This window comes from Bacillus sp. RCC_6_1 (genome assembly GCF_041360755.1).
Lineage (GTDB): Bacteria > Bacillota > Bacilli > Bacillales > Bacillaceae_G > Bacillus_A > Bacillus_A cereus.
The window spans coordinates 466,052-485,936 of record NZ_JBFUPV010000002.1 but is presented as its reverse complement, the minus strand read 5'-3'; the positions used below and the strand labels follow the sequence as shown (position 1 = coordinate 485,936).

The following is a 19,885-nucleotide window of genomic DNA, read 5'->3' as shown; positions in this document are numbered from 1 at the left end:
AAACTGAAAGACCAGTAAATACAGCCATTCTGGGAGATGTTTTCCAATAAAAAAAGAGCCGCTTTTACTGCGGCTCTTTTTTTATCATTATTCACCTTTATATGCTTCCATATAAATTTCTTTCAGCTCTGAAATAAGCGGTAACTTTGGATTAGCAGTTGTACATTGATCTTCAAAAGCTCTTTCTGCTAATACTCCAACAACCTCTTCAAATTGCTCTTTATCGACTCCTTGTCCCGCAATACTCATATTAATATTTAAGCTTTTTCCAAGCTCAATAATTGCTCGGACGAGTGATTCCACCCCTTCTGCTGCCGAACTTGCTGGAAGCCCGAGCATTCTCGCTATATGTGCATATCTTTCATCTGCCACAAAGTGCTCATATTTTGGGAACAATGCGTGTTTTCTTGGCTTAATAGCATTATAGCGGACTACGTGCGGCATTAGAATGGCATTTGCGCGTCCGTGCGGAATATGGAATTCTGGTCCAATCTTATGTGCTAAGCTGTGATTAATACCGAGGAAAGCATTTGCAAATGCCATCCCTGCAATTGCAGAAGCGTTATGCATTTTTTCTCTTGCTTCTTCATCATTTCCATCTTTATATGCTCTCGGTAAATATTTGAATACGAGATCAATAGCTTTTAATGCTAATCCATCTGTATAGTCATTTGCCATAACAGACACATACGCCTCAATTGCATGTGTTAAAACATCCATACCAGTATCTGCTGTTACATGTGGTGGTACTGTCATTACAAATTGTGGATCAACAATTGCTACATCTGGTGTTAATTCATAATCTGCGAGCGGATACTTTATATTATTTTTCTTATCTGTAATAACCGCAAATGGTGTCACTTCTGATCCCGTTCCTGATGTCGTTGGAATCGCAACAAACTGCGCCTTATTTCCTAATTCCGGATATTTACATGTACGTTTTCTTATATCTAAAAATTTCTGTTTAATACCATAGAATGTCGTTTCTGGATGCTCATAGAATAACCACATTCCTTTTGCTGCATCCATAGCTGAACCACCACCAAGTGCGATAATTACATCTGGCTTAAAGCTTTTCATCATTTCCGCACCTTTGAAAACAGTTTCATCTGATGGATCTGGTTCGACCTCAAAGAAAACTTCAACTTTCACATCATTTGCATTCTTGTTTAAATAGTGCGCGACTGTATCGACATAGCCATGTTCAACCATTCCGGGGTCCGTTACAATAAATGCACGTGAAATGTTAGGCATATTTGCTAAATAAGCTGTAGCATGTTTTTCAAAATAAATTTTTGGTGGCAGTTTGAACCACTGCATATTCTTTTTTCTATTTGCCAGCCTTTTTATATTTAATAAATGAGTCGCTGTTACATTTTGGGAAACTGAATTCTTTCCGTATGAACCACAACCAAGTGTAAGTGATGGAATAAATCCATTATATATATCCCCTATTCCACCTTGTGATGAAGGTGCATTTACAATGAGACGGCAAGCTTTCATACGTAACCCAAATTGCTTTTGCACATCTTTATTTGTAGAATGGATAACTGCTGAATGTCCTAAACCACCGAGGTTCAACATTTCTTCGCAATATGTAAATCCTTCTTCTAATGAATTTGCCTTCACACAAGCTAATACTGGACTCAGTTTCTCACGGGATAACGGATATGCTGCTCCGATACCTTGAATTTCAGCTACAAGCATTTTTGTATGTCCAGGAACAGTGATCCCAACTAAATCGGCAATATACTGTGCTGATTTCCCTACAATATCACTATTTACTGCACATGTATTTTCATTTATAACGAGCTTTTCTAATTTTTTTCTTTCTTCTTCTGTTACAAAGTAACAACTGTTTTCAATCATTTCTGTTTTAACATCATCATAAATTTCTTTATCGACAATGATTGCTTGTTCCGATGCACAAATCATACCGTTATCAAATGTTTTTGATAAAATCAAATCATTAACAGCTCGTTTTACATGTGCTGATTTTTCTATATAACACGGTACATTACCAGGACCAACGCCTAACGCTGGTTTTCCAGTAGAGTAAGCTGATTTCACCATACCAGCGCCTCCAGTTGCTAGAACGAGTGCTACACCATCATGGTTCATCAATTGTTTCGTCGCTTCAACAGACGGTCTTTCAATCCATTGAATACAGTGTTTTGGTGCACCAGCTTTCATCGCTGCATCATATACGGTTTTCGCTGCTGCCACAGAACATTTTTGTGCGGAAGGATGAAATGCGAAAATAATTGGATTTCTTGTTTTTATCGCAATTAACGCTTTAAACATTGTTGTCGACGTTGGATTCGTTACTGGTGTTACTCCAGCTACTACACCGACAGGTTCCGCGATTTCTATTATTTCTTCATGAGGATCTTCGTGAATAATCCCTACCGTTTTATCTTGCTTTATACTATGCCAAATATATTCAGTGGCAAAAATATTTTTAATGCATTTGTCTTCATATACACCACGGCCAGTTTCTTCAACTGCCAATTTTGCTAGCGGCATATGTTGATCAACACCTGCTAATGCCATTTCATGAACAATGTTGTCAATTTCCTCTTGTGTAAAACTTTCTAATGCTTGTAAAGCTTGTTGACCATTATTTACTAGCGTATCAATCATCTTTTTTACTTCCTGCATTTCATTTACAACTTTCTCTTTGACTACCATGTGAATTTCCTCCTATTCTACTATTACGGTCCTTATATGTCCCTGCAGATCAAAATAAGTCCCAATTAACACAAAAAAATAGAGATGCTTTCCTACATGAATTTCATTGTTTGTGAAAAATTTCACAAGTTTGTTCGTGAGTAACGTTTCCTGAATTCAATATACATGAAATCATTTCGTTTGTGTATGTCTATTTTGTGAAATGTTTCACAAAATAGACATAATAAAAAAAGCACTGCTAATATAGAGCAGTGCTTTTTTTATTATGCTAGCGCTTGTGCTAAATCTTCAATTAAATCTTCACCATCTTCAATACCGACAGAAATACGAATTAATGTATCTGTAATTCCTAATTCTTTGCGGCGATCAGCTGGGATTGATGCATGTGTCATTTGAGATGGAATAGAAATTAAACTTTCTACCGCTCCTAAGCTTTCAGCAAGTGTAAAGTATTGTAGTTTCTCAAGTACTTTATTTAATGTTTCTTCACTATCTACATCAAATGAGATAATAGCACCAAACCCGTTTGCTTGTTCTGTTGCTAATTCGTGATTTTGATGTGATTCAAGACCTGGGTAATATACTTTTTTTACTTTTGGATGATTATTTAAGAACTCAGCAATAGCACGTGAATTCGTTTCATGTTCTTCCATACGAATTCCTAATGTTTTTAAACCGCGAAGTAGTAAGAAGCTATCTTGTGGCCCAAGAATACCTCCTGTTGAGTTTTGTACAAAGTGAAGATCTTCTGCTAGTTGTGGGCTATTTACAACTACTAAACCTGCAACTACATCACTATGACCTCCTAAATATTTCGTTGCACTATGAAGCACAATATCTGCTCCTAAAGAAATCGGCGACTGCCAATATGGCGTCATGAATGTGTTATCAATAATTGTTAATAAGTCTTTCTCTTTAGCAAGAGTAGATATTTTCTTAATATCAGTAATTTTTAGTAGTGGGTTCGTTGGTGTTTCCACATAAATTGCTTTCGTATTTGGACGAATCGCTTCTTCAACTTCCTCTAAGTTTGTTGTATCTACAAATGTATGCTCAATACCGAAACGGTTTAATACTTTCGTAATAACGCGGTATGTTCCGCCATAAACATCATCTGTTAAAATAACGTGGTCACCTTTTGAGAACAACATAATTGTCGCTGTAATAGCAGCCATTCCTGAACCAAATGCAAATCCAGCATGCCCATTTTCTAATACAGCAATCATTTCTTCTAAAGCTGCACGTGTTGGGTTACCTGTACGTGAATATTCATATCCTTGATGCTTACCAACTGCTTCTTGTTTGTACGTACTTGTTTGATAAATCGGTACGTTTACAGATCCAGTTGAAGGTTCTCCTATGCGAATACCATGAATTAACTTTGTCTTTGCTCTCATTTTTTATTCCCATCCTTTGTATATGTCTTTACTTAAATAGCGCTCACTACTATCAGGAAAAATCGTTACAATATTTGTACCTGGTGCTGCCTTCTCTGCCTCCAGTAAGCTCGCATGAAATGCTGCTCCTGAAGAGCTCCCAACGAGAAGTCCTTCTTTTTGCGCTAATTCTTTCACTCGTAAAAATGCATTTCGATCAGAAATCGTATGAATTTCATCAAAATAAGATGTCTTCAAAAATGGCGGGATAAATTCCAGTCCAATTCCTTCGGTCTCATGTGAACCAGCCTTACCACCATTTAAAATAGATCCTTCTGGCTCTACGATAACTGTTTTAATATCTATATTTTTTTCTTTCAAATAAGATGCAGTCCCCATAAACGTACCGCCAGTTCCTGCTCCAGCAACAAATATGTTAATCTCTCCATTCAATGCGTCCCACAGTTCAGGTCCTAGTGTTTTAAAATATGCACGAGGATTTGCCTCATTTGCGAACTGACTTGGAGAGTATGAATTCGGTAGTTCATTTACTAACTCTTTTGCTTTAGCAATTGCACCGGTCATTCCTTGCTCAGTCGGTGTATGCACGACCGTTGCACCTAGTGCTTTCATTAATTCTTGTTTTTCAATACTAAATTTCTCTGGTACACAAACAATAACACGTAAATCATGTTCTAATGCTGCAAGTGCCAGTCCAATACCAGTATTCCCAGCAGTCGGTTCAATAATTGTTCCACCCTGGGTCACAAGCCCTTTTTCTAGCGCATCTTCGATTAATTCTCTTCCTAAACGATCCTTAACGCTTCCGCCTGGGTTATAAAATTCAAGCTTTGCAAATAAACGGACTCCTTTCGGAAGTGAAAAACGAGTAATTTCTACAATTGGTGTATGACCAATTAACTCATGAACTCCACGATATACATTCATCGTGTTCTCCCCCTTGTTTGCCAATAAAGAAAAGGCAACTGTATGTATTTTCTTTATATGAGACAGTTGCCTTTTTGTTACATTACTTTAACTCTTCTAACACTTTTACGATAAAGTTTGTAGAATGAAGAGCTGCTTGATCTAAAAACTGATCAAATGAAACATTTGATTCTTTACCAGCAATATCAGAAAGTGCGCGAATGATAACAAACGGAATTTCATATTGGTGGCATACTTGTGCAACAGCTGCTGCTTCCATTTCTACCGCATAAAGATTTTCAAATTTATCACGGATGGCTGCAACGCGGTTCGGATCACTCATAAATGAATCACCTGTTGCAATCATACCTTTTACAACTTGAATATTTTCTTCAACCTGCATACATTTCTCAGCTAATGCAACTAACGCCTCATCAGCTTTAAATCCAGGCGGCATTCCTGGTACTTGACCATATTCATAGTTAAATGCTGTTACATCTACGTCATGGTGACGAACTTCAGTGGAAATAACTACATCACCAACGTTTAGAGAATGATGGAATCCACCAGCTGAACCAGTATTAATTACTTTTTCAGGCTTATATTTTTCTAATAAAATTGTCGTTGACATCGCTGCGTTTACTTTACCAATACCAGACTTTAACAAGATTACTTCATGCCCTGCTAATAGCCCTTTCGTAAATTCACAACCTGCAACCGTTTCTGTCTCTGCTTGTTCTAATTTGTCACGTAAAATACGTACTTCTTCTTCCATTGCTCCAATTACAGCAATTCTCAATCTAATCCCTCTTTCTATTGCTTAGTTGCCTCCATTACCCAAACGAAATGATTTAATCTCGTGAACGTTACATGGAAGCCATTGTTTTCAAAAATAGTCTGCATAACTGGAATACGTGTATAGTATTCCGTTTGCAAATCGTTTGCTAACTGGTGGAAACCTCTTTGTTTTGCTGTTTCAACAGTTTTATCATATGCATCTTGATCTGCAAATATCGTATCAGCAAACACTATTTTACCACCTTTGTTTAGCAATTGACTATACTTCGCAATCGCTACATTTTTTTCATCATCTGTTAAATGATGAAATGCATAGGTGCTTACAATGGTATCAATTGAATTTGGAACTTCAAACGAAAGAAAATCACCGTCTGTAATTGAAAATTCTTTTGGCAATTTCTCTTTTGCAATCATGCGCATTTCACGCGACGGTTCTATACCGTAAACTGTGCGGCCAGCAAGTAATAATTTATTTGTTAAATTACCTGTACCGACACCAAATTCTAATACATTACCAAATGACTTGTTAACTACATCCTCTAGAATGTCCTCATAATGGGCGAAAACTTCTTTATATTGTATATCTTCGCCTTGTACAAATGAGTCGTACGTATGAGCCCACTCATCAAATAAACCATTAAATTCTGTACCCATAAAAATTCCCCTTTTTCTTATCGGTTTTATCAGTATGATATTCCCTCTTTCTAAAAATGTCAATTGAAATGTACATGGTATTTCCTTCTTTTCTTTGTTACACTATAGTTGATTACATAGGAGAGGGGCCGTCTTCATGTCATTTACCTTTGAAATGTTAGAAGATAAAGTAGAGTTTTTTGAAGCGGGAGACTTAGCTTCTTTAGAACGAAAAATTAGTGAACAAATTGATAATAATAAAGCACTTATGCTTGAAGTTCATCACATCTCACATCAAATGGTTATGGATCCTGAAAGTAAAAGACCGTATTATAGCGCGGTTGTTCATTTTAAATTAAAGAAATTGCGTTAACAAAAAAGAGAAGCTCCTAAGGAGCCTCTCTTTTTTAGTTTAGAGTTTGAACAAGTACTGGTTTCCAGCCCTCATTGTCTACCCAATCAATATTTACATAATATCTTTTCCCACTTTGCTTATCTTGAACATCACCATAAGCTTTGCTCTTTCCAGTTTTGTCTCTTCCAACAAAATGGAATACTAATTGCTCTTTTGGTACTTCAACACCTGCAGCAATTGCACTTTGCATCTCATTCCAATCTGATGAACCCTGTTTAAACGTCATCGCTGGTGATGAACCTTGTTCTGTTCCTACAGCTTTCCAAGAAGGTTTTGTATACGCCTCTTTTGCCTTAGATACAGTTTTCTCAGCTGATACTTTCTCGTTAGCTTTCGCTTCTTCTTCAGCTTTTTTCTGTTCTTCTTCAGCCTTTAGCTTCTCTTCTTCAGCTTTTTTCTTAGCTTCTGCTTGCTCTTGTTCTTTTTCTTTTTTCTTAGCAGATTCTTTATCTTCTGATTTTCCAGCTTTCTCATTCTTTGTTGTTTGTTGAGAGACTTTCTTATCAGTAGAAGATGCTTGCTCTTTCGTACTAGGAACGAACAATTGATATGCTACAATAGCTACTAATAGTAATACAATAGCGATTGCAATATTTAAAACACCGTTTTGACGACGTTTTTGTTGTTTCTGTTGGAATCTTGATCCTCCTGCCATTCTCCAAACCTCCATGCAGTTTTTCCTAATTGCTATTGTAACATTAAATCTAGAAAGGTTGAACATTTACAATGATATTTTCATGAAATGAAGACATTTCACTATAAATTGCAAGATTACTTTTCATTCTCCAATTGATAGATTGCTCCTACCATATCTTTAAAAATAGGTGTAACTTTATTCACTTTGCTATCAGTCTCTAGATCAACAACAACTAAAGCATATCTTGGATTCTCATACGGAAAATAACCTGCAAACCAGCGATTCACCCTCGTCCCTTTCCCTGTTTGCGCTGTCCCGGATTTTCCAGCGACACTTAGTGGCAACGAACGGAATGCCGTTCCTGTTCCTTTCTCCCTTGTTACAACGCCTCTTAATAACTCTTGTAATGTTTTCACTGTTTCATACGAAAGCTGTTTTCCATTTAACGTATGGCTCTCAAATGTAAAAAAATCCGCTCCATTTTTATATACTATTTTTTCAACTGCTTTCACTTCCATCTTTTCTCCATTCCTCGCAATCGTCGCCATCATATTTGCAATTGCTAGAGGTGATATACGTACATCTTTCTGTCCAATTGCTGTTTGTTCTACCGCTTTTTTACTCTTTTTATTTTCTTCATTCCCCCAAATAGTAGTACCCTTTTCTTCTGGCATTTGCTCAAAATGAGGTGTATGAAATACAGAACCTTTCCATCCAACCTTTTCATTTGCTCCTAAAGCTGCTACGTATGTTTCTAGCACCGTCTTATCCTTTTGTAATAGCTCGTTACCTAACTCGGAAAATGTCCTGTTACAGCTCCTAGCAAAGCTCTCTTTAAAATTAAGTGTACCCATCCTAACTTGCGGGTCGTTTTCACCATATAAATCTTTATTACAGTTAAATGTCCGATTAAACAAATTTACTTTTTGATCAATGACTGCAGCTGCAACTACTGTTTTAAAAACAGAGCCTGGAAAATGTGGCGTTAACATTTGATTTTCAAGTGTAGTTTTATATAAATTCTCATCCCTTACTTGTAAAGACGGCTTACTAGCCATCGCTAATATTTCATTTGTCTTTACATCAAGTAATACTAGTCCCCCCTTCTTTATTTCATTCGCTTCAATCACTTCTTCTGCTTTTTGCTGCAACTCTTTATGTAAAGTAGTTTGAATCCTAACTGGATAAAATGGATTTCCTGGTGAAGTGTATTTCGCTTGCTTTCCGAAAATTGGTTCTCCTTGCCGATCTACTTGATATAATACTTTTGCCTCTCCATCAGTCAATAGAAATTCATCAAATGATTGCTGTAATCCTGAAATACCTATCGGCGTTTGTTTTGAGATTCTTTTCAATTCTCCATATCGCTTTTGAAACTCCCTTTCGTTCTCCCCTACATCACCAATTAAATGATTTATCTCTCCAGTTTGTTTTAATCGCACTTCAGCTGCTACAATACCTAATACATGTAATTCATTTACCTTCTCCATCTGCTCTCGTGTCACTCGAAATGGAGCCGTTTCTCCTTGTAGTGTAAATGCATTTTTATTATTTTTCATTTGTCTTCTAATCTCTTGTCTCGACACACCAATGATATGCGCGATTTTCTCTAACATGTCATTTTTTATTTGTAAAAATGGAAAAATAATTAAAACAGGATATTTTTCCTCACCTATTTTTTTACCATTACGATCTATAAACTGCCCACGTCCATCGTCTACTGTAATGGATTGTGTGCGTTGCGTAACACTTTTTTCAATTAAATTTATTTTGCGATCAGTAAATGATTCTGTATCTATAATTTGAATTTGGATTAAACGACAAAGCAATACAAACATAACGCTCATAAAACAAATTAAAACAATTGTAATTCTCCGTTTTATTTTCATAAAAAACACCTCGTCTATTGTAGTTTAGACGAGGTACTATTTTATTTATACAATCTCCAAAACAAAAACAGATATTATATAAGGCTATTATTGTTTCTTTGGCTTCTCTAAAAATTTCATAAGAAGCGATCTAAATTCAGTTTCATTCACTCCAGTGTTTTTAGCAACTTCAATTACAGTGGTTGTTACATTAGCCGCTATTTTTAAATAATCCTTACTAAGATTATCCATTTCATTTCTTTTTTCTTTTGCATTCTCAACTGTTACAGAATCAATACAAGTAATCATCTTATCTACAATATGTAAATAATTATTTTGTGCATCTATTATTTTTTGAATATCATCTTTATTACTTACTTTCGATTGTTTTAAATATGTATATGCTTGATTCACTTCATCTTTTAAAATTTTATCATTATTCTTCGCCTGTTCTTGTAACATATTCTTCATATCATCTATTGTTTTTTGATCCATCGAATCTCGCAATAAATAATCTGGATTCCCAATTGCGTAATCATACTTAATCGTTACATCTTGAAATATTTTCATGACAATTGCTAATTGATACGCTACATCAAAATCATTAAATTCCTTTTTATCTTGTGGATTTTCTAAGGCTTTTGAACTCTCAGTTGCTTTAATATCCTTTTTTTCTTCTTGCTTCACTTTTTCTCCCTTTGATGATGTAGTTTCTTCATTCGTTCCGCATGCAGCAAGTCCTAATATGGAGATACTACAAACCAATCCTGTAAAGATTTTATGTTTCATAATTAGCCCCTTTTCCCTTTTAAAACCTATGGTCTCTAATTATGATATCAAAGCTTAAAGTGTTTTTTTGACATTTTTTGTCGAATCACTCTAAGGTTTACACAATTTTTTTCATTCTACAGAAAAAAAAAGATTCTCCCGATAGGAGAATCTTTTTTTTTATTTTACAGAGACAATCTCTACTTGCATTTCTCCGCCTGGTGTTTGGATTGTTACTTTCTCACCAATTTGCTTACCTAATAAGCTTTTTGCGATTGGAGAATCGTTAGAAATTCTTCCTTCGAATGGATCAGCTTCCGCGCTACCTACGATTGTATACGCTTCTTCATCTCCGTTTGGTAATTCTTTAAATGTTACTGTTTTACCTAATGTAACAACAGTAGATACTTCGCCAGTATCTTTAATGATAACTGCGTTACGAATCATATTTTCTAATTGTGTAATACGTCCTTCTACGAACGCTTGCTCATCTTTCGCTGCATCGTACTCAGAGTTCTCAGAAAGATCCCCGAAGCTACGTGCGATTTTAATACGTTCTACTACTTCTTTACGTCTTACTGTTTTTAATTGCTCAAGTTCGTTCTCTAGTTTTTGCTTACCCTCTTGCGTCATAGGGTATGTTTTTTCTGTTGACATATTTTCCACTCCTTTTATATACCAATCCCCCGAAAAAAAAGAGGAGTTCCATATGAAAACTCCTCCGCTTCCATTGTTAGCGGAGGTTTCTAGTACCCTTGCACTAGCGGAGTTGTCACATACAACCCCGTATTTCCAATTCTTCTTTATATAAAGAAGATATGTATGGAAAGTTGATATAAATATGCCCTCACCTATATATAGATGAGGTTGCATGTTTCATTGTATTCGATAAGAAGGGAAAAAATCCCTTCCTACCGTATATCTTTTACTATGCTATTACAAATTTACTTTTTGTTCAAGAATTGTTGCAATTTTTGTCACCATAATATCAATTGCAACGTGGTTTTGTCCACCTTCAGGGATAATAATATCCGCAAATTTCTTAGAAGGCTCAATAAATTGATTGTGCATTGGACGTACAACATTTACGTACTGATCAATAACTGAATCCATCGTACGACCGCGCTCTTTAATATCACGTTGCATGCGGCGCAGAATACGAAGGTCAGCATCCGTATCAACGAATAATTTAATGTCCATTAACTCGCAAAGACGTGGGTCTTCTAAAATAAGAATTCCTTCTAAAATAATTACATCTTTCGGCTCAACCGGAATAATTTCTTCTGAACGCGTATGCAATGTATAGTCATATACAGGCTTATCAATTTGCTCATATGCAAGCAACTGCTGCAAATGTTCAATTAACAGATCATTATCAAACGCAAGCGGATGATCATAATTTGTTTTTAAACGCTCTTCCATTGGTAAATGGCTTTGATCTTTGTAATAATAATCTTGCTCTAAGATTAAAATAGAATGACCTTTAAAATGGTCAAAAATCGCTTTCGTTACACTCGTTTTACCTGATCCCGAACCACCAGCAATTCCAATTACAACAGGCTTATTCGTCCCCATTCGACTATCACTCTTTCTTATTGAAGTATGCTTTTGCGCATCATATTATTCACATACACTCGTTGATCCACTTTGAATTTCACGATTTGCAACGGATGTCTCGCTGCATCTAATTCGTTTCCATCCTCATCCCAAATTTTCTCCACCGTTTGCGTAAAGTTTTCTATTTCTGGTCCAAAGAACTCCACTTCATGTCCTGGTTTGAAATGATTACGTTGCTCAATCGTTACGATGCCCGTTTCTTCATTATAATCTAACACTAAACCAGCAAAATCATACGTTGTTTTCTTACTATGATTTCCAAACATTTGCTCTTGATGTCCTGGAACCCCTTCAAAGAATGCAGGAGCTGTATCACGATTTGCACATTTATCAAGCTCATCTAACCATTCTTGTTTAAACTCAAAGTTATCTGGATCCGCACAATACGCATCAATTACTTTACGATATACAGTTGCTACAGTCGCTACGTAATGGATTGATTTCATACGTCCTTCTACCTTTAAGCTATCGATTCCGATTTCAATCATTTTTGGAATTGATAAAATTAAATTTAAATCTTTTGGACTCATCGCAAAGTGAGCATCTCCTTCTTGGAATAGAGGAAGCTCTTTTGCATCTTTATGTTGTGATACTGTTTGAACTAAATCATAATCCCAGCGGCAAGATTGGCAACAACCACCACGATTAGAATCACGCGCTGTCATATGGTTACTTAATGTACATCTTCCTGAATATGCGATACACATTGCACCATGGACGAACGCTTCAATTTCAATATCCACTTTTTCTTTAATTTCTTTCATTTCTTCATAGCTTGCTTCACGAGCTAATACAAGACGATGTAAACCTTCTTCTTTCCAATACTGTGCTGCTTTCCAGTTGGATAGTGATTGCTGTGTGCTTAAATGCACCTCAACAGAAGGCGCTACGCGTTTACAAGTCTCAATGATAAGCGGATCAGCAACGATAATTCCCGTTACGCCAGCTTTTTCAATCCCTTTTAAATATTCCTCTAGCCCGTCCATATTTTCATTATGTGCAAAGATATTTGTTGTTACGTATATTTTTGCTCCATACTTCTTTGCAAACTCAACGCCTTCTGCCATTTCTTCTAGCGTAAAGTTACCTGCATTCGAACGAAGACCAAATTCTTGTCCACCTAAATATACAGCATCTGCCCCGTAATGGATAGCTACTTTTAATTTTTCTAAGTTACCCGCAGGGATTAACAGTTCAGGTTTCTTCACAATAACACGTTTGCCATCGATCACTCGTGAAATTTCTTGTACAGTCATTTCCTACACCCTCCTCGTTTAGTAAACCGTTTCTTTAAAGAAGAATCCTGTATCTAACGGACGATTTACTGGTTGCATTTCTTCTATTTCTTTATATAGATCATCTTTCACGTCATAATATGCATCACGATCTTCTACGCATAAATCAATCGCTTGACGATATTTCTTCGTTACTTCAATAATGTATTCAGAGCTTTTTAGTACACCGTCGATTTTTAAGCTATCAACTTCAGCATCGATTAGTTCCTCTAATTCATCGATGAAACAAATGTCGTTCGGACTCATAATGTGAGTACCATTTTCATCTTCATAAATTGGATATTTATTGTTACGCTCTGGGTCATATAAGAACATATTCTCTTCATATTTTTTCTTTTCAATGTCAAGATTACGTCCTTGATACTCAAAGTAGTTTCCTACTAATGAACGCTTCGATTGGAACATACAAGTCATACCGTGAATTTGTACTTCCAGTTCCACTTCAGCATTTTCTTTTAAATCAACAATTTCATCTAAGCTAAGCTCACGAGCTAATACAGCACGCTTTGATCCTCTTTGTCCCCAGTAATTACAAGTGAACCAGTTTGTTGCTGTCGTTTCTGTATTCCAGTGCAACTGCATATTTGGTGCTACTTCACGAACAGCCATTAATACCGCTGGATCTCCGAAAACAATTGCATCTACATTTACTTCGTTTAAAAATGAAACGTAATCTGTTAATTCTTCTACTTTATCGTTGTGGAACATAGCGTTCATGGCTACGTATACTTTCACACCATTTTCATGTGCAATCTTCACAGCTTGTTTTACATCTTCACGTGAAAACTCCCCTGCTAAACGTAAACCAAACTTTTGCTCACCGATCATTACCGCATCTGCTCCTGCTTTCGCAAGTTGTTCGATATCCGCCACCGCTCTTGGCGTTACTAACAATTCAGGTTTCTTCATACCTTGGTCACCCTCTCTTTTTACTAACAGCTACTCCATCACCAATTGGGAAAATCGTTGTATCATATCCTTCATGGTTCATAAGCCACTCATTGTACGTCTTAATACGACGGATTAAACCACGTGTACGTCTGTTTTCAATTTTCTCTTTTGTCGTTACAAGACCGTGGTACATAACATTATCTGAAATAATTACGCCACCAGGATTTAATAACGGTTCATATAAGTCAAAAAAGCGACGATACTGTCCTTTTGCTGCATCAATAAAAATAACGTCAAATGTCCCGTGTTCTTTTACTTGTTCACCTGTCTCTAACGCATCACCGTAAATAACTGAAATACGATCTGTTACTGGGGAACGTTCTATATATTCAAGTGCTTTTTCATATCGCTCACGATTGCGCTCAACTGTCACAATACGTGAATTTGGAATAGCTTGCATCATACGAATACTAGAATAACCGATTGCTGTTCCAAGTTCTAAAATGCTTTTCGGTCCAATTAAACGTAAAAATTGCAGCATAAATTCCATTCCAAGTCGATCCATAATCGGCACATGATTTTCTGTTGCATATTCTTCCATTTCAAGAATTAATTTATCTTTCGGATCAATAAATGATAATAGGTACTCGTTAACTGCATCCTCCATAAATGGTCCTCCTTATTTACATGGAGAAGTGCCTCTATGACGTCTTTTCACACATAGAATGCAATAAAAATACAAGCCAGCTTTATCCTTAGCTTGTACGTCCCGTTTTGATATTAAAAACGATTCTTCTGCCAGTTTTTAACCCGATATATTTTACCACAAAAAAGAGGGATGTGCGACTTTTTTCGCTATCCCTCCCCATTTCACTATTTTTTCGTAATGTATTTTTGCTTTAATGCATTATGCTCTTCTAATGTTTTCGCATAGTACACTTCACCACTTGGTGCAGCTAAGAAATAATAATAATCTGTTTGCGCAGGTTCTAACGCAGCTTCTACTGAATGTTTACCAGAGTTTGCGATCGGCCCTACCGGTAATCCTTTTACAACATACGTATTGTACGGTGAGTTGACCTTTAAATCTTCGTATAATACACGTTGTTTATGCTTTCCAAGTGCATATAATACCGTTGGATCCGTTTGAAGCGGCATACCTTTTGCTAAACGATTATAAAAGACACTAGAGATCTTTTGACGATCTGTAAAACCAGTTGCCTCTTCTTCAATAAGTGAAGATAATGTTAAAAGCTGATGAACATCCCAATTCTTCGCTTTCATTTTCGCCTCATTTTGAACAATGATTGCATTTGTTTTCTCAAGCATTGGAATTACAATTTCTTCTAACGTCGTATCTTTCTTATAAAACGAATACGTTGCAGGATATAAATAACCTTCTAATGGGTATTTAATATTGCTATCAAAGATTTTATCCGTTAATAACTTCGGATACTTTTGCTGCATTTTTTGAATAAATGCTTTATCGTTTAATTGACGCGTAACATCATCTTTATTCCACTTTAGTTCTGTCGCAATCGTTTCTGCAATTTCAGTTACTTGCGCCCCTTCTTTAATCGTCACTTTATAAAGAGCTGGACGATGCACGTTGCCAGATGACATTTGTTCAATCACATCTTCAGCATTCATTGAAGGATTTAATAAATATGTACCTGCTTGTAAACTTTTCGATTTAGCCTTTGTATAAAAACTAAAAACTGTACCGTTTTTTACAGCGCCTTTTTCTTCTAAAATTTCTCCAATTTTACTTGTAGATGATCCTTTCGGAATTTCTACTTCAATCTCTTTTTTATTCCCGCTATCAACTGGTCCTAATGCGGATGAAATATACGCATAGACTGAACCACAAACTAAAAGCAGTGCAATAATCGAAAATAAAAAGATGCGTCTACGCTTCTTTTTCACTTGATTCTCTATCAAAACATTTCCTCCTTACTTAATTGTAGACCGTATGTACACCTTTCTATACAGCACGATGTAAAAACGCTAAAAATTTACTTATCTTTTTTAATTGACACTTTATTTTTCTACAATCCGTCTCATTATACTACAAAGACTTACACAGTTTCGACAAAAAATCTTTCATTTTACATATAAATACAAAAAAAGATGGACTGTATATCGTCCATCTTTTCAGTACTTATTATTCAGCTTCTTGCTCATCAGCAATAGTGTTAAACGTTTCTTGTACCATTTCCCACTCTTCTTCAGATTCGATTGGAAGTAAAACTCCGCCCTCTTCTTCATTTTGTTCATAAGCCATTGCATCATAAATTGGGTCTCCATCTTCATCTACTTCACCGATTGGAGAGAAGATTACGTATGATTTTTTACCAAATTTGTCAGCATCAAAAGTGAAAATAATTTCACATAAATGTTCGTTACCTTTTTCGTCTACAATTGTAATTTGACGTTCTTCCATTTTGGTCACCTCTTATTTTCTATCTAAAAATCCTTGTAAGATTACGACTGCAGCCATCTTATCGATTACTTGCTTTCGCTTCTTACGGCTTACATCGGCTGAAATGAGCAGACGTTCCGCTGCCATTGTTGACAAACGCTCGTCCCACATTACAACGTCTAATTGTAACAGCTCTCGTAGGTTTTCTGCAAATTGTTGGCACGCTTCACCACGCGGGCCAATTGTACCATTCATATTTTTAGGTAAACCTACTACTATCTTGTCCACATTGTACTGCTTTACTAACTCAGAAATACGATCAAAACCAAAGTGACCTCGTTCTTCGTTAATCTTAATTGTTTCTAATCCTTGTGCTGTCCAGCCCATTTCGTCGCTAATTGCAACTCCGACTGTTTTTGTACCTACATCTAAACCTAATATCCGCATAAACTACTCCTCACGATGATGTTTCAAGTAAGACTTCACAAGCTCTTCAATTAACTCATCACGTTCAAGCTTGCGAATGATGCTACGTGCATCTTTATGGCGAGGTATGTATGCTGGGTCTCCACTTAATAAATAACCGACGATTTGGTTAATCGGATTATAGCCTTTTTCTTGAAGTGCATCATACACAGTTAAAAGTACATCATTTACATGGACACTCTGTTTTTCATCTTGAATGCTAAACTTCATTGTTTTATCAAAACCGTCCATTTCAAGCACCTCACTTATATAGTAAGTATAGGGAGAAGAACTTCTCCTCTCCCTACCATTGTACACTACTATCTCTTTATTTTGAAACAGATTTAACGTACTCTTGTACAAATGCTAAAGCTTCTTCGACTTGAGCTGGGTTTTTACCGCCTGCTTGTGCCATATCAGGACGGCCGCCACCGCCACCGCCGCAACGAGAAGCTACTTCTTTCACAAGTTTACCAGCATGGTAACCTTGGCTAATTAAGTCTTTCGTTACACCTGCTAGGATGTTTACTTTATCGTCATTAACAGACGCTAATACAACAACTGCTGACTCTAATTTATTTTTCAGATCATCCATCATCGTACGTAAGTTATTCATATCTGCAACATTTACTTTCGCTGCTAATACATTCACACCATCAACTGTCATTACAGAATCAGTTAAGTTTCCAGCTTCGATATTGCTTAATTTCGCAGCAAGAGATTCATTTTCTTTTTGCAGTTGTTTCACTTCAGCAAATAGACCATCAACTCTTGTTAAAATATCTTTCGGATTTGTTTTCATTTTTCCTGCTGCTTCTTTTAATAAACCTACTTGATCGTTCATTAATTCGTATGCAGACTTACCAGTTACTGCTTCAATACGACGAGTTCCTGCACCGATACCAGACTCAGCAACGATTTTGAAAATACCGATAGAAGCTGTATTATCAACGTGACAACCACCACAAAGCTCTAAGCTGTAATCGCCAACTTGTACAACGCGTACAACATCTCCGTATTTTTCACCGAATAATGCCATTGCGCCCATTTCTTTCGCTTCTTCGATTGCTTTTTGAGAAATCTCAACATCAATACTTTCCCAAATTTTCTCGTTTACCATACGCTCAATTTTTTCTAATTCGTCAGCTTGTACTTGACCGAAGTGAGAGAAGTCAAAGCGTAGACGTTCAGAAGTTACAAGAGAACCTGCTTGGTTAACGTGTGTTCCAAGTACGTCTTTTAATGCTTGGTGTAGTAAATGAGTTGCTGTATGATTTTTTACAACGCTACTACGGTTTTTCGTATCGATAATAGCTTTTACAGCCGCATCTTTCGTTAATGTACCTTCTTCAACAACAACTTTATGCAAGTTTTGGCCGTTTGGTGCTTTTTGTACGTCTTTTACAAGAACTTTCACACCATCCGCAAGAAGGTAACCACGGTCTGCAATTTGTCCACCGCTCTCAGCATAGAATGGTGTTACATCAAGCATTAATTGTCCTTCTTCACCAGCTTGTAAGCTGTCTGTGTATTCACCGTTTTTCACAAGTGCAACAACGTTACTTTCTGTTGCAACTGTACCGTAACCAACGAATTCGCTCGCTACTTTAATTTCTCCAAGGACACCACCTTGAACTTGCATAGAATCAACGTCTTGACGAGCAGCACGTGCACGCTCACGTTGTTTTTCCATTTCATTTTCAAAACCTTCATGATCAACTGTCATGCCAGCTTCTTCTGCATATTCTTCTGTTAATTCAATTGGGAAACCGTATGTGTCATATAGACGGAACGCATCTACTCCAGAAATAACAGTTGTTTTTTCTTCTTTTGCTTTTGCAATTACTTCAGCTAAAATCGCTTCACCATCATGAAGTGTTTCATGGAAACGCTCTTCTTCATTCTTCACAACTTTCGCAATGAAATCTTTCTTTTCAAGTACTTCTGGATAGAAGTCTTTCATTACTTCTCCAACAACCGGTACTAATTCAAACATAAATGGACGATTGATGTTTAATTTCTTCGAATAACGAACAGCGCGGCGTAATAAACGACGTAATACATAACCACGGCCTTCGTTAGATGGAAGAGCACCGTCACCAACAGCGAATGTTACTGTACGGATATGGTCAGCAATTACTTTGAATGCCATATCTTTTTCTAAATCGCCATTACGATATTTTTCACCAGAAATTGTTTCTGTTGCACCAATCATCGGCATGAATAGGTCTGTATCGAAGTTTGTAGGCACATCTTGAACGATAGATGTCATACGCTCTAGACCCATCCCTGTATCAATGTTTTTCTTAGGAAGTGGTGTATATGAACCGTCTGGATTATGGTTAAATTGAGAGAATACAAGGTTCCATACTTCTAAGTAACGCTCGTTTTCTCCGCCTGGATATAATTCTGGGTCACTAAAGTCATTACCGTAGGCTTCTCCGCGGTCATAGAAAATCTCTGTATTCGGTCCACTTGGTCCTTCACCGATATCCCAGAAGTTTTCTTCTAAGCGAATAATACGCTCTTTTGGAACGCCCATTTTCTCATTCCAAATTGTGAATGCTTCTTCATCTTCTGGATGGATTGTAACTGATAGTAATTCTTTATCGAATCCGATCCATTTGTCGCTCGTTAAGAATTCCCAAGCCCATGTAATTGCTTCTTCTTTGAAGTAATCACCAATTGAGAAATTTCCTAACATTTCAAAGAATGTATGGTGACGAGCTGTTTTCCCTACGTTTTCAATATCGTTTGTACGAATTGATTTTTGAGCATTTGTAATACGTGGATTTTGTGGGATTACACGTCCATCAAAATATTTTTTTAATGTAGCTACACCACTATTAATCCATAGAAGAGATGGATCTTCATGCGGAACTAGTGATGCACTAGGTTCTACTGCATGTCCTTTTTCTTGGAAAAAGTCTAAAAACATTTGACGAATTTGTGCGCCTGTTAGTTGTTTCATTGTATTTTCCTCCTTAAATATAAAAAACTCCCGTCCCTATAAAAGGGACGAGAGTTAACTCGCGATACCACCCTAATTATGAATTGATTACAATAACAATCAATTCATCAC

19 protein-coding genes and 1 other annotated feature (1 of these 20 only partly in view) are annotated in these 19,885 nt (G+C 36.5%); of the genes, 1 reads left to right on the top strand and 18 read right to left on the bottom strand.

Going from position 1 to position 19,885, the window contains the following annotated elements; translation table 11 throughout:
• Nucleotides 1-87 precede the first annotated feature (87 nt).
• From adhE to AB6801_RS08555, 5 genes are all read right to left on the bottom strand, one after another.
• A complete protein-coding gene (gene adhE, locus AB6801_RS08575) occupies nt 88-2,691 on the bottom strand; it encodes a bifunctional acetaldehyde-CoA/alcohol dehydrogenase (RefSeq protein WP_000260500.1) in 2,604 nt (867 codons plus the stop codon).
• A gap of 263 nt (nt 2,692-2,954) precedes the next feature.
• The gene (locus tag AB6801_RS08570; RefSeq protein ID WP_370941057.1) at nt 2,955-4,088 is read right to left on the bottom strand and encodes a bifunctional cystathionine gamma-lyase/homocysteine desulfhydrase; all 1,134 of its coding nucleotides are present in this window, start codon (nt 4,086-4,088) and stop codon (nt 2,955-2,957) included.
• A gap of 3 nt (nt 4,089-4,091) precedes the next feature.
• Nucleotides 4,092-5,015: an O-acetylserine dependent cystathionine beta-synthase gene (locus tag AB6801_RS08565; RefSeq protein WP_001103881.1), complete on the bottom strand. Its 924-nt coding sequence runs from the start codon at nt 5,013-5,015 to the stop codon at nt 4,092-4,094.
• Nucleotides 5,016-5,097: 82 nt separating this feature from the next.
• Nucleotides 5,098-5,793 carry a 5'-methylthioadenosine/S-adenosylhomocysteine nucleosidase gene (gene mtnN, locus AB6801_RS08560; protein WP_001217028.1) on the bottom strand — a complete coding sequence of 232 codons (696 nt, stop codon included), beginning with the start codon at nt 5,791-5,793 and terminating at the stop codon, nt 5,098-5,100.
• A gap of 14 nt (nt 5,794-5,807) precedes the next feature.
• Complete coding sequence (locus AB6801_RS08555) at nt 5,808-6,446, bottom strand: class I SAM-dependent methyltransferase (protein ID WP_000536315.1); 639 nt, start codon at nt 6,444-6,446, stop codon at nt 5,808-5,810.
• A gap of 136 nt (nt 6,447-6,582) precedes the next feature.
• On the opposite strand from AB6801_RS08555, the gene AB6801_RS08550 reads away from it, so the two are divergent.
• Complete coding sequence (locus AB6801_RS08550; RefSeq protein WP_000010984.1) at nt 6,583-6,798, top strand: YrzA family protein; 216 nt, start codon at nt 6,583-6,585, stop codon at nt 6,796-6,798.
• 34 nt (nt 6,799-6,832) lie between these two features.
• Here the strand turns inward: AB6801_RS08550 and AB6801_RS08545 are convergent, their stop codons facing one another.
• The 13 genes from AB6801_RS08545 to alaS form a co-directional block, all read right to left on the bottom strand.
• A complete protein-coding gene (locus AB6801_RS08545) occupies nt 6,833-7,495 on the bottom strand; it encodes a YrrS family protein (RefSeq protein ID WP_000897099.1) in 663 nt (220 codons plus the stop codon).
• A 116-nt stretch (nt 7,496-7,611) separates the two neighbouring features.
• A complete protein-coding gene (locus AB6801_RS08540) occupies nt 7,612-9,366 on the bottom strand; it encodes a peptidoglycan D,D-transpeptidase FtsI family protein (protein ID WP_061138943.1) in 1,755 nt (584 codons plus the stop codon).
• 87 nt (nt 9,367-9,453) lie between these two features.
• Nucleotides 9,454-10,134 (bottom strand): hypothetical protein, encoded by a 681-nt coding sequence (locus AB6801_RS08535; RefSeq protein ID WP_000680878.1) that lies wholly within the window; start codon nt 10,132-10,134, stop codon nt 9,454-9,456.
• A gap of 159 nt (nt 10,135-10,293) precedes the next feature.
• Nucleotides 10,294-10,770, bottom strand: a complete 477-nt coding sequence (gene greA / locus AB6801_RS08530; RefSeq protein ID WP_000102591.1) for a transcription elongation factor GreA — start codon at nt 10,768-10,770, stop codon at nt 10,294-10,296.
• Between the two features lie 279 nt (nt 10,771-11,049).
• Nucleotides 11,050-11,688: a uridine kinase gene (gene udk, locus AB6801_RS08525; protein WP_000537078.1), complete on the bottom strand. Its 639-nt coding sequence runs from the start codon at nt 11,686-11,688 to the stop codon at nt 11,050-11,052.
• A 17-nt stretch (nt 11,689-11,705) separates the two neighbouring features.
• Nucleotides 11,706-12,986 (bottom strand): peptidase U32 family protein, encoded by a 1,281-nt coding sequence (locus tag AB6801_RS08520; protein WP_000217974.1) that lies wholly within the window; start codon nt 12,984-12,986, stop codon nt 11,706-11,708.
• Nucleotides 12,987-13,004: 18 nt separating this feature from the next.
• Nucleotides 13,005-13,934 carry a peptidase U32 family protein gene (locus tag AB6801_RS08515; protein ID WP_000742807.1) on the bottom strand — a complete coding sequence of 310 codons (930 nt, stop codon included), beginning with the start codon at nt 13,932-13,934 and terminating at the stop codon, nt 13,005-13,007.
• 7 nt (nt 13,935-13,941) lie between these two features.
• Complete coding sequence (locus AB6801_RS08510; RefSeq protein ID WP_000389102.1) at nt 13,942-14,583, bottom strand: O-methyltransferase; 642 nt, start codon at nt 14,581-14,583, stop codon at nt 13,942-13,944.
• A gap of 206 nt (nt 14,584-14,789) precedes the next feature.
• Nucleotides 14,790-15,857, bottom strand: coding sequence for an endolytic transglycosylase MltG (mltG, locus tag AB6801_RS08505; protein WP_000572137.1), 1,068 nt, complete (start codon nt 15,855-15,857; stop codon nt 14,790-14,792).
• Nucleotides 15,858-16,080: 223 nt separating this feature from the next.
• The gene (locus AB6801_RS08500; protein WP_000392730.1) at nt 16,081-16,359 is read right to left on the bottom strand and encodes a DUF1292 domain-containing protein; all 279 of its coding nucleotides are present in this window, start codon (nt 16,357-16,359) and stop codon (nt 16,081-16,083) included.
• 12 nt (nt 16,360-16,371) lie between these two features.
• Entirely contained in the window at nt 16,372-16,785 is a 414-nt protein-coding gene (gene ruvX, locus AB6801_RS08495) for a Holliday junction resolvase RuvX (protein ID WP_001221192.1), read from the bottom strand.
• 3 nt (nt 16,786-16,788) lie between these two features.
• A complete protein-coding gene (locus tag AB6801_RS08490; protein ID WP_000348590.1) occupies nt 16,789-17,055 on the bottom strand; it encodes an IreB family regulatory phosphoprotein in 267 nt (88 codons plus the stop codon).
• Between the two features lie 76 nt (nt 17,056-17,131).
• On the bottom strand, nt 17,132-19,774 hold the full coding sequence (gene alaS, locus AB6801_RS08485; protein ID WP_000811831.1) for an alanine--tRNA ligase: 2,643 nt from the start codon (nt 19,772-19,774) through the stop codon (nt 17,132-17,134).
• 40 nt (nt 19,775-19,814) lie between these two features.
• Nucleotides 19,815-19,885 (bottom strand) — a binding site (T-box leader); it runs 149 nt beyond the window's last position.

Coding starts and splice junctions, on each gene's coding strand:
- AB6801_RS08550 (WP_000010984.1), top strand. CDS start 6,583: ATGTCATTTACCTTTGAAATGTTAGAAGATAAAGTAGAGTTTTTTGAA.
- alaS (WP_000811831.1), bottom strand. CDS start 19,774: ATGAAACAACTAACAGGCGCACAAATTCGTCAAATGTTTTTAGACTTT.
- AB6801_RS08565 (WP_001103881.1), bottom strand. CDS start 5,015: ATGAATGTATATCGTGGAGTTCATGAGTTAATTGGTCATACACCAATT.
- AB6801_RS08540 (WP_061138943.1), bottom strand. CDS start 9,366: ATGAAAATAAAACGGAGAATTACAATTGTTTTAATTTGTTTTATGAGC.
- AB6801_RS08535 (WP_000680878.1), bottom strand. CDS start 10,134: ATGAAACATAAAATCTTTACAGGATTGGTTTGTAGTATCTCCATATTA.
- AB6801_RS08520 (WP_000217974.1), bottom strand. CDS start 12,986: ATGACTGTACAAGAAATTTCACGAGTGATCGATGGCAAACGTGTTATT.
- AB6801_RS08490 (WP_000348590.1), bottom strand. CDS start 17,055: ATGGACGGTTTTGATAAAACAATGAAGTTTAGCATTCAAGATGAAAAA.
- AB6801_RS08545 (WP_000897099.1), bottom strand. CDS start 7,495: ATGGCAGGAGGATCAAGATTCCAACAGAAACAACAAAAACGTCGTCAA.
- adhE (WP_000260500.1), bottom strand. CDS start 2,691: ATGGTAGTCAAAGAGAAAGTTGTAAATGAAATGCAGGAAGTAAAAAAG.
- AB6801_RS08510 (WP_000389102.1), bottom strand. CDS start 14,583: ATGGAGGATGCAGTTAACGAGTACCTATTATCATTTATTGATCCGAAA.
- ruvX (WP_001221192.1), bottom strand. CDS start 16,785: ATGCGGATATTAGGTTTAGATGTAGGTACAAAAACAGTCGGAGTTGCA.
- udk (WP_000537078.1), bottom strand. CDS start 11,688: ATGGGGACGAATAAGCCTGTTGTAATTGGAATTGCTGGTGGTTCGGGA.
- AB6801_RS08555 (WP_000536315.1), bottom strand. CDS start 6,446: ATGGGTACAGAATTTAATGGTTTATTTGATGAGTGGGCTCATACGTAC.
- greA (WP_000102591.1), bottom strand. CDS start 10,770: ATGTCAACAGAAAAAACATACCCTATGACGCAAGAGGGTAAGCAAAAA.
- AB6801_RS08500 (WP_000392730.1), bottom strand. CDS start 16,359: ATGGAAGAACGTCAAATTACAATTGTAGACGAAAAAGGTAACGAACAT.
- AB6801_RS08570 (WP_370941057.1), bottom strand. CDS start 4,088: ATGAGAGCAAAGACAAAGTTAATTCATGGTATTCGCATAGGAGAACCT.
- AB6801_RS08515 (WP_000742807.1), bottom strand. CDS start 13,934: ATGAAGAAACCTGAATTGTTAGTAACGCCAAGAGCGGTGGCGGATATC.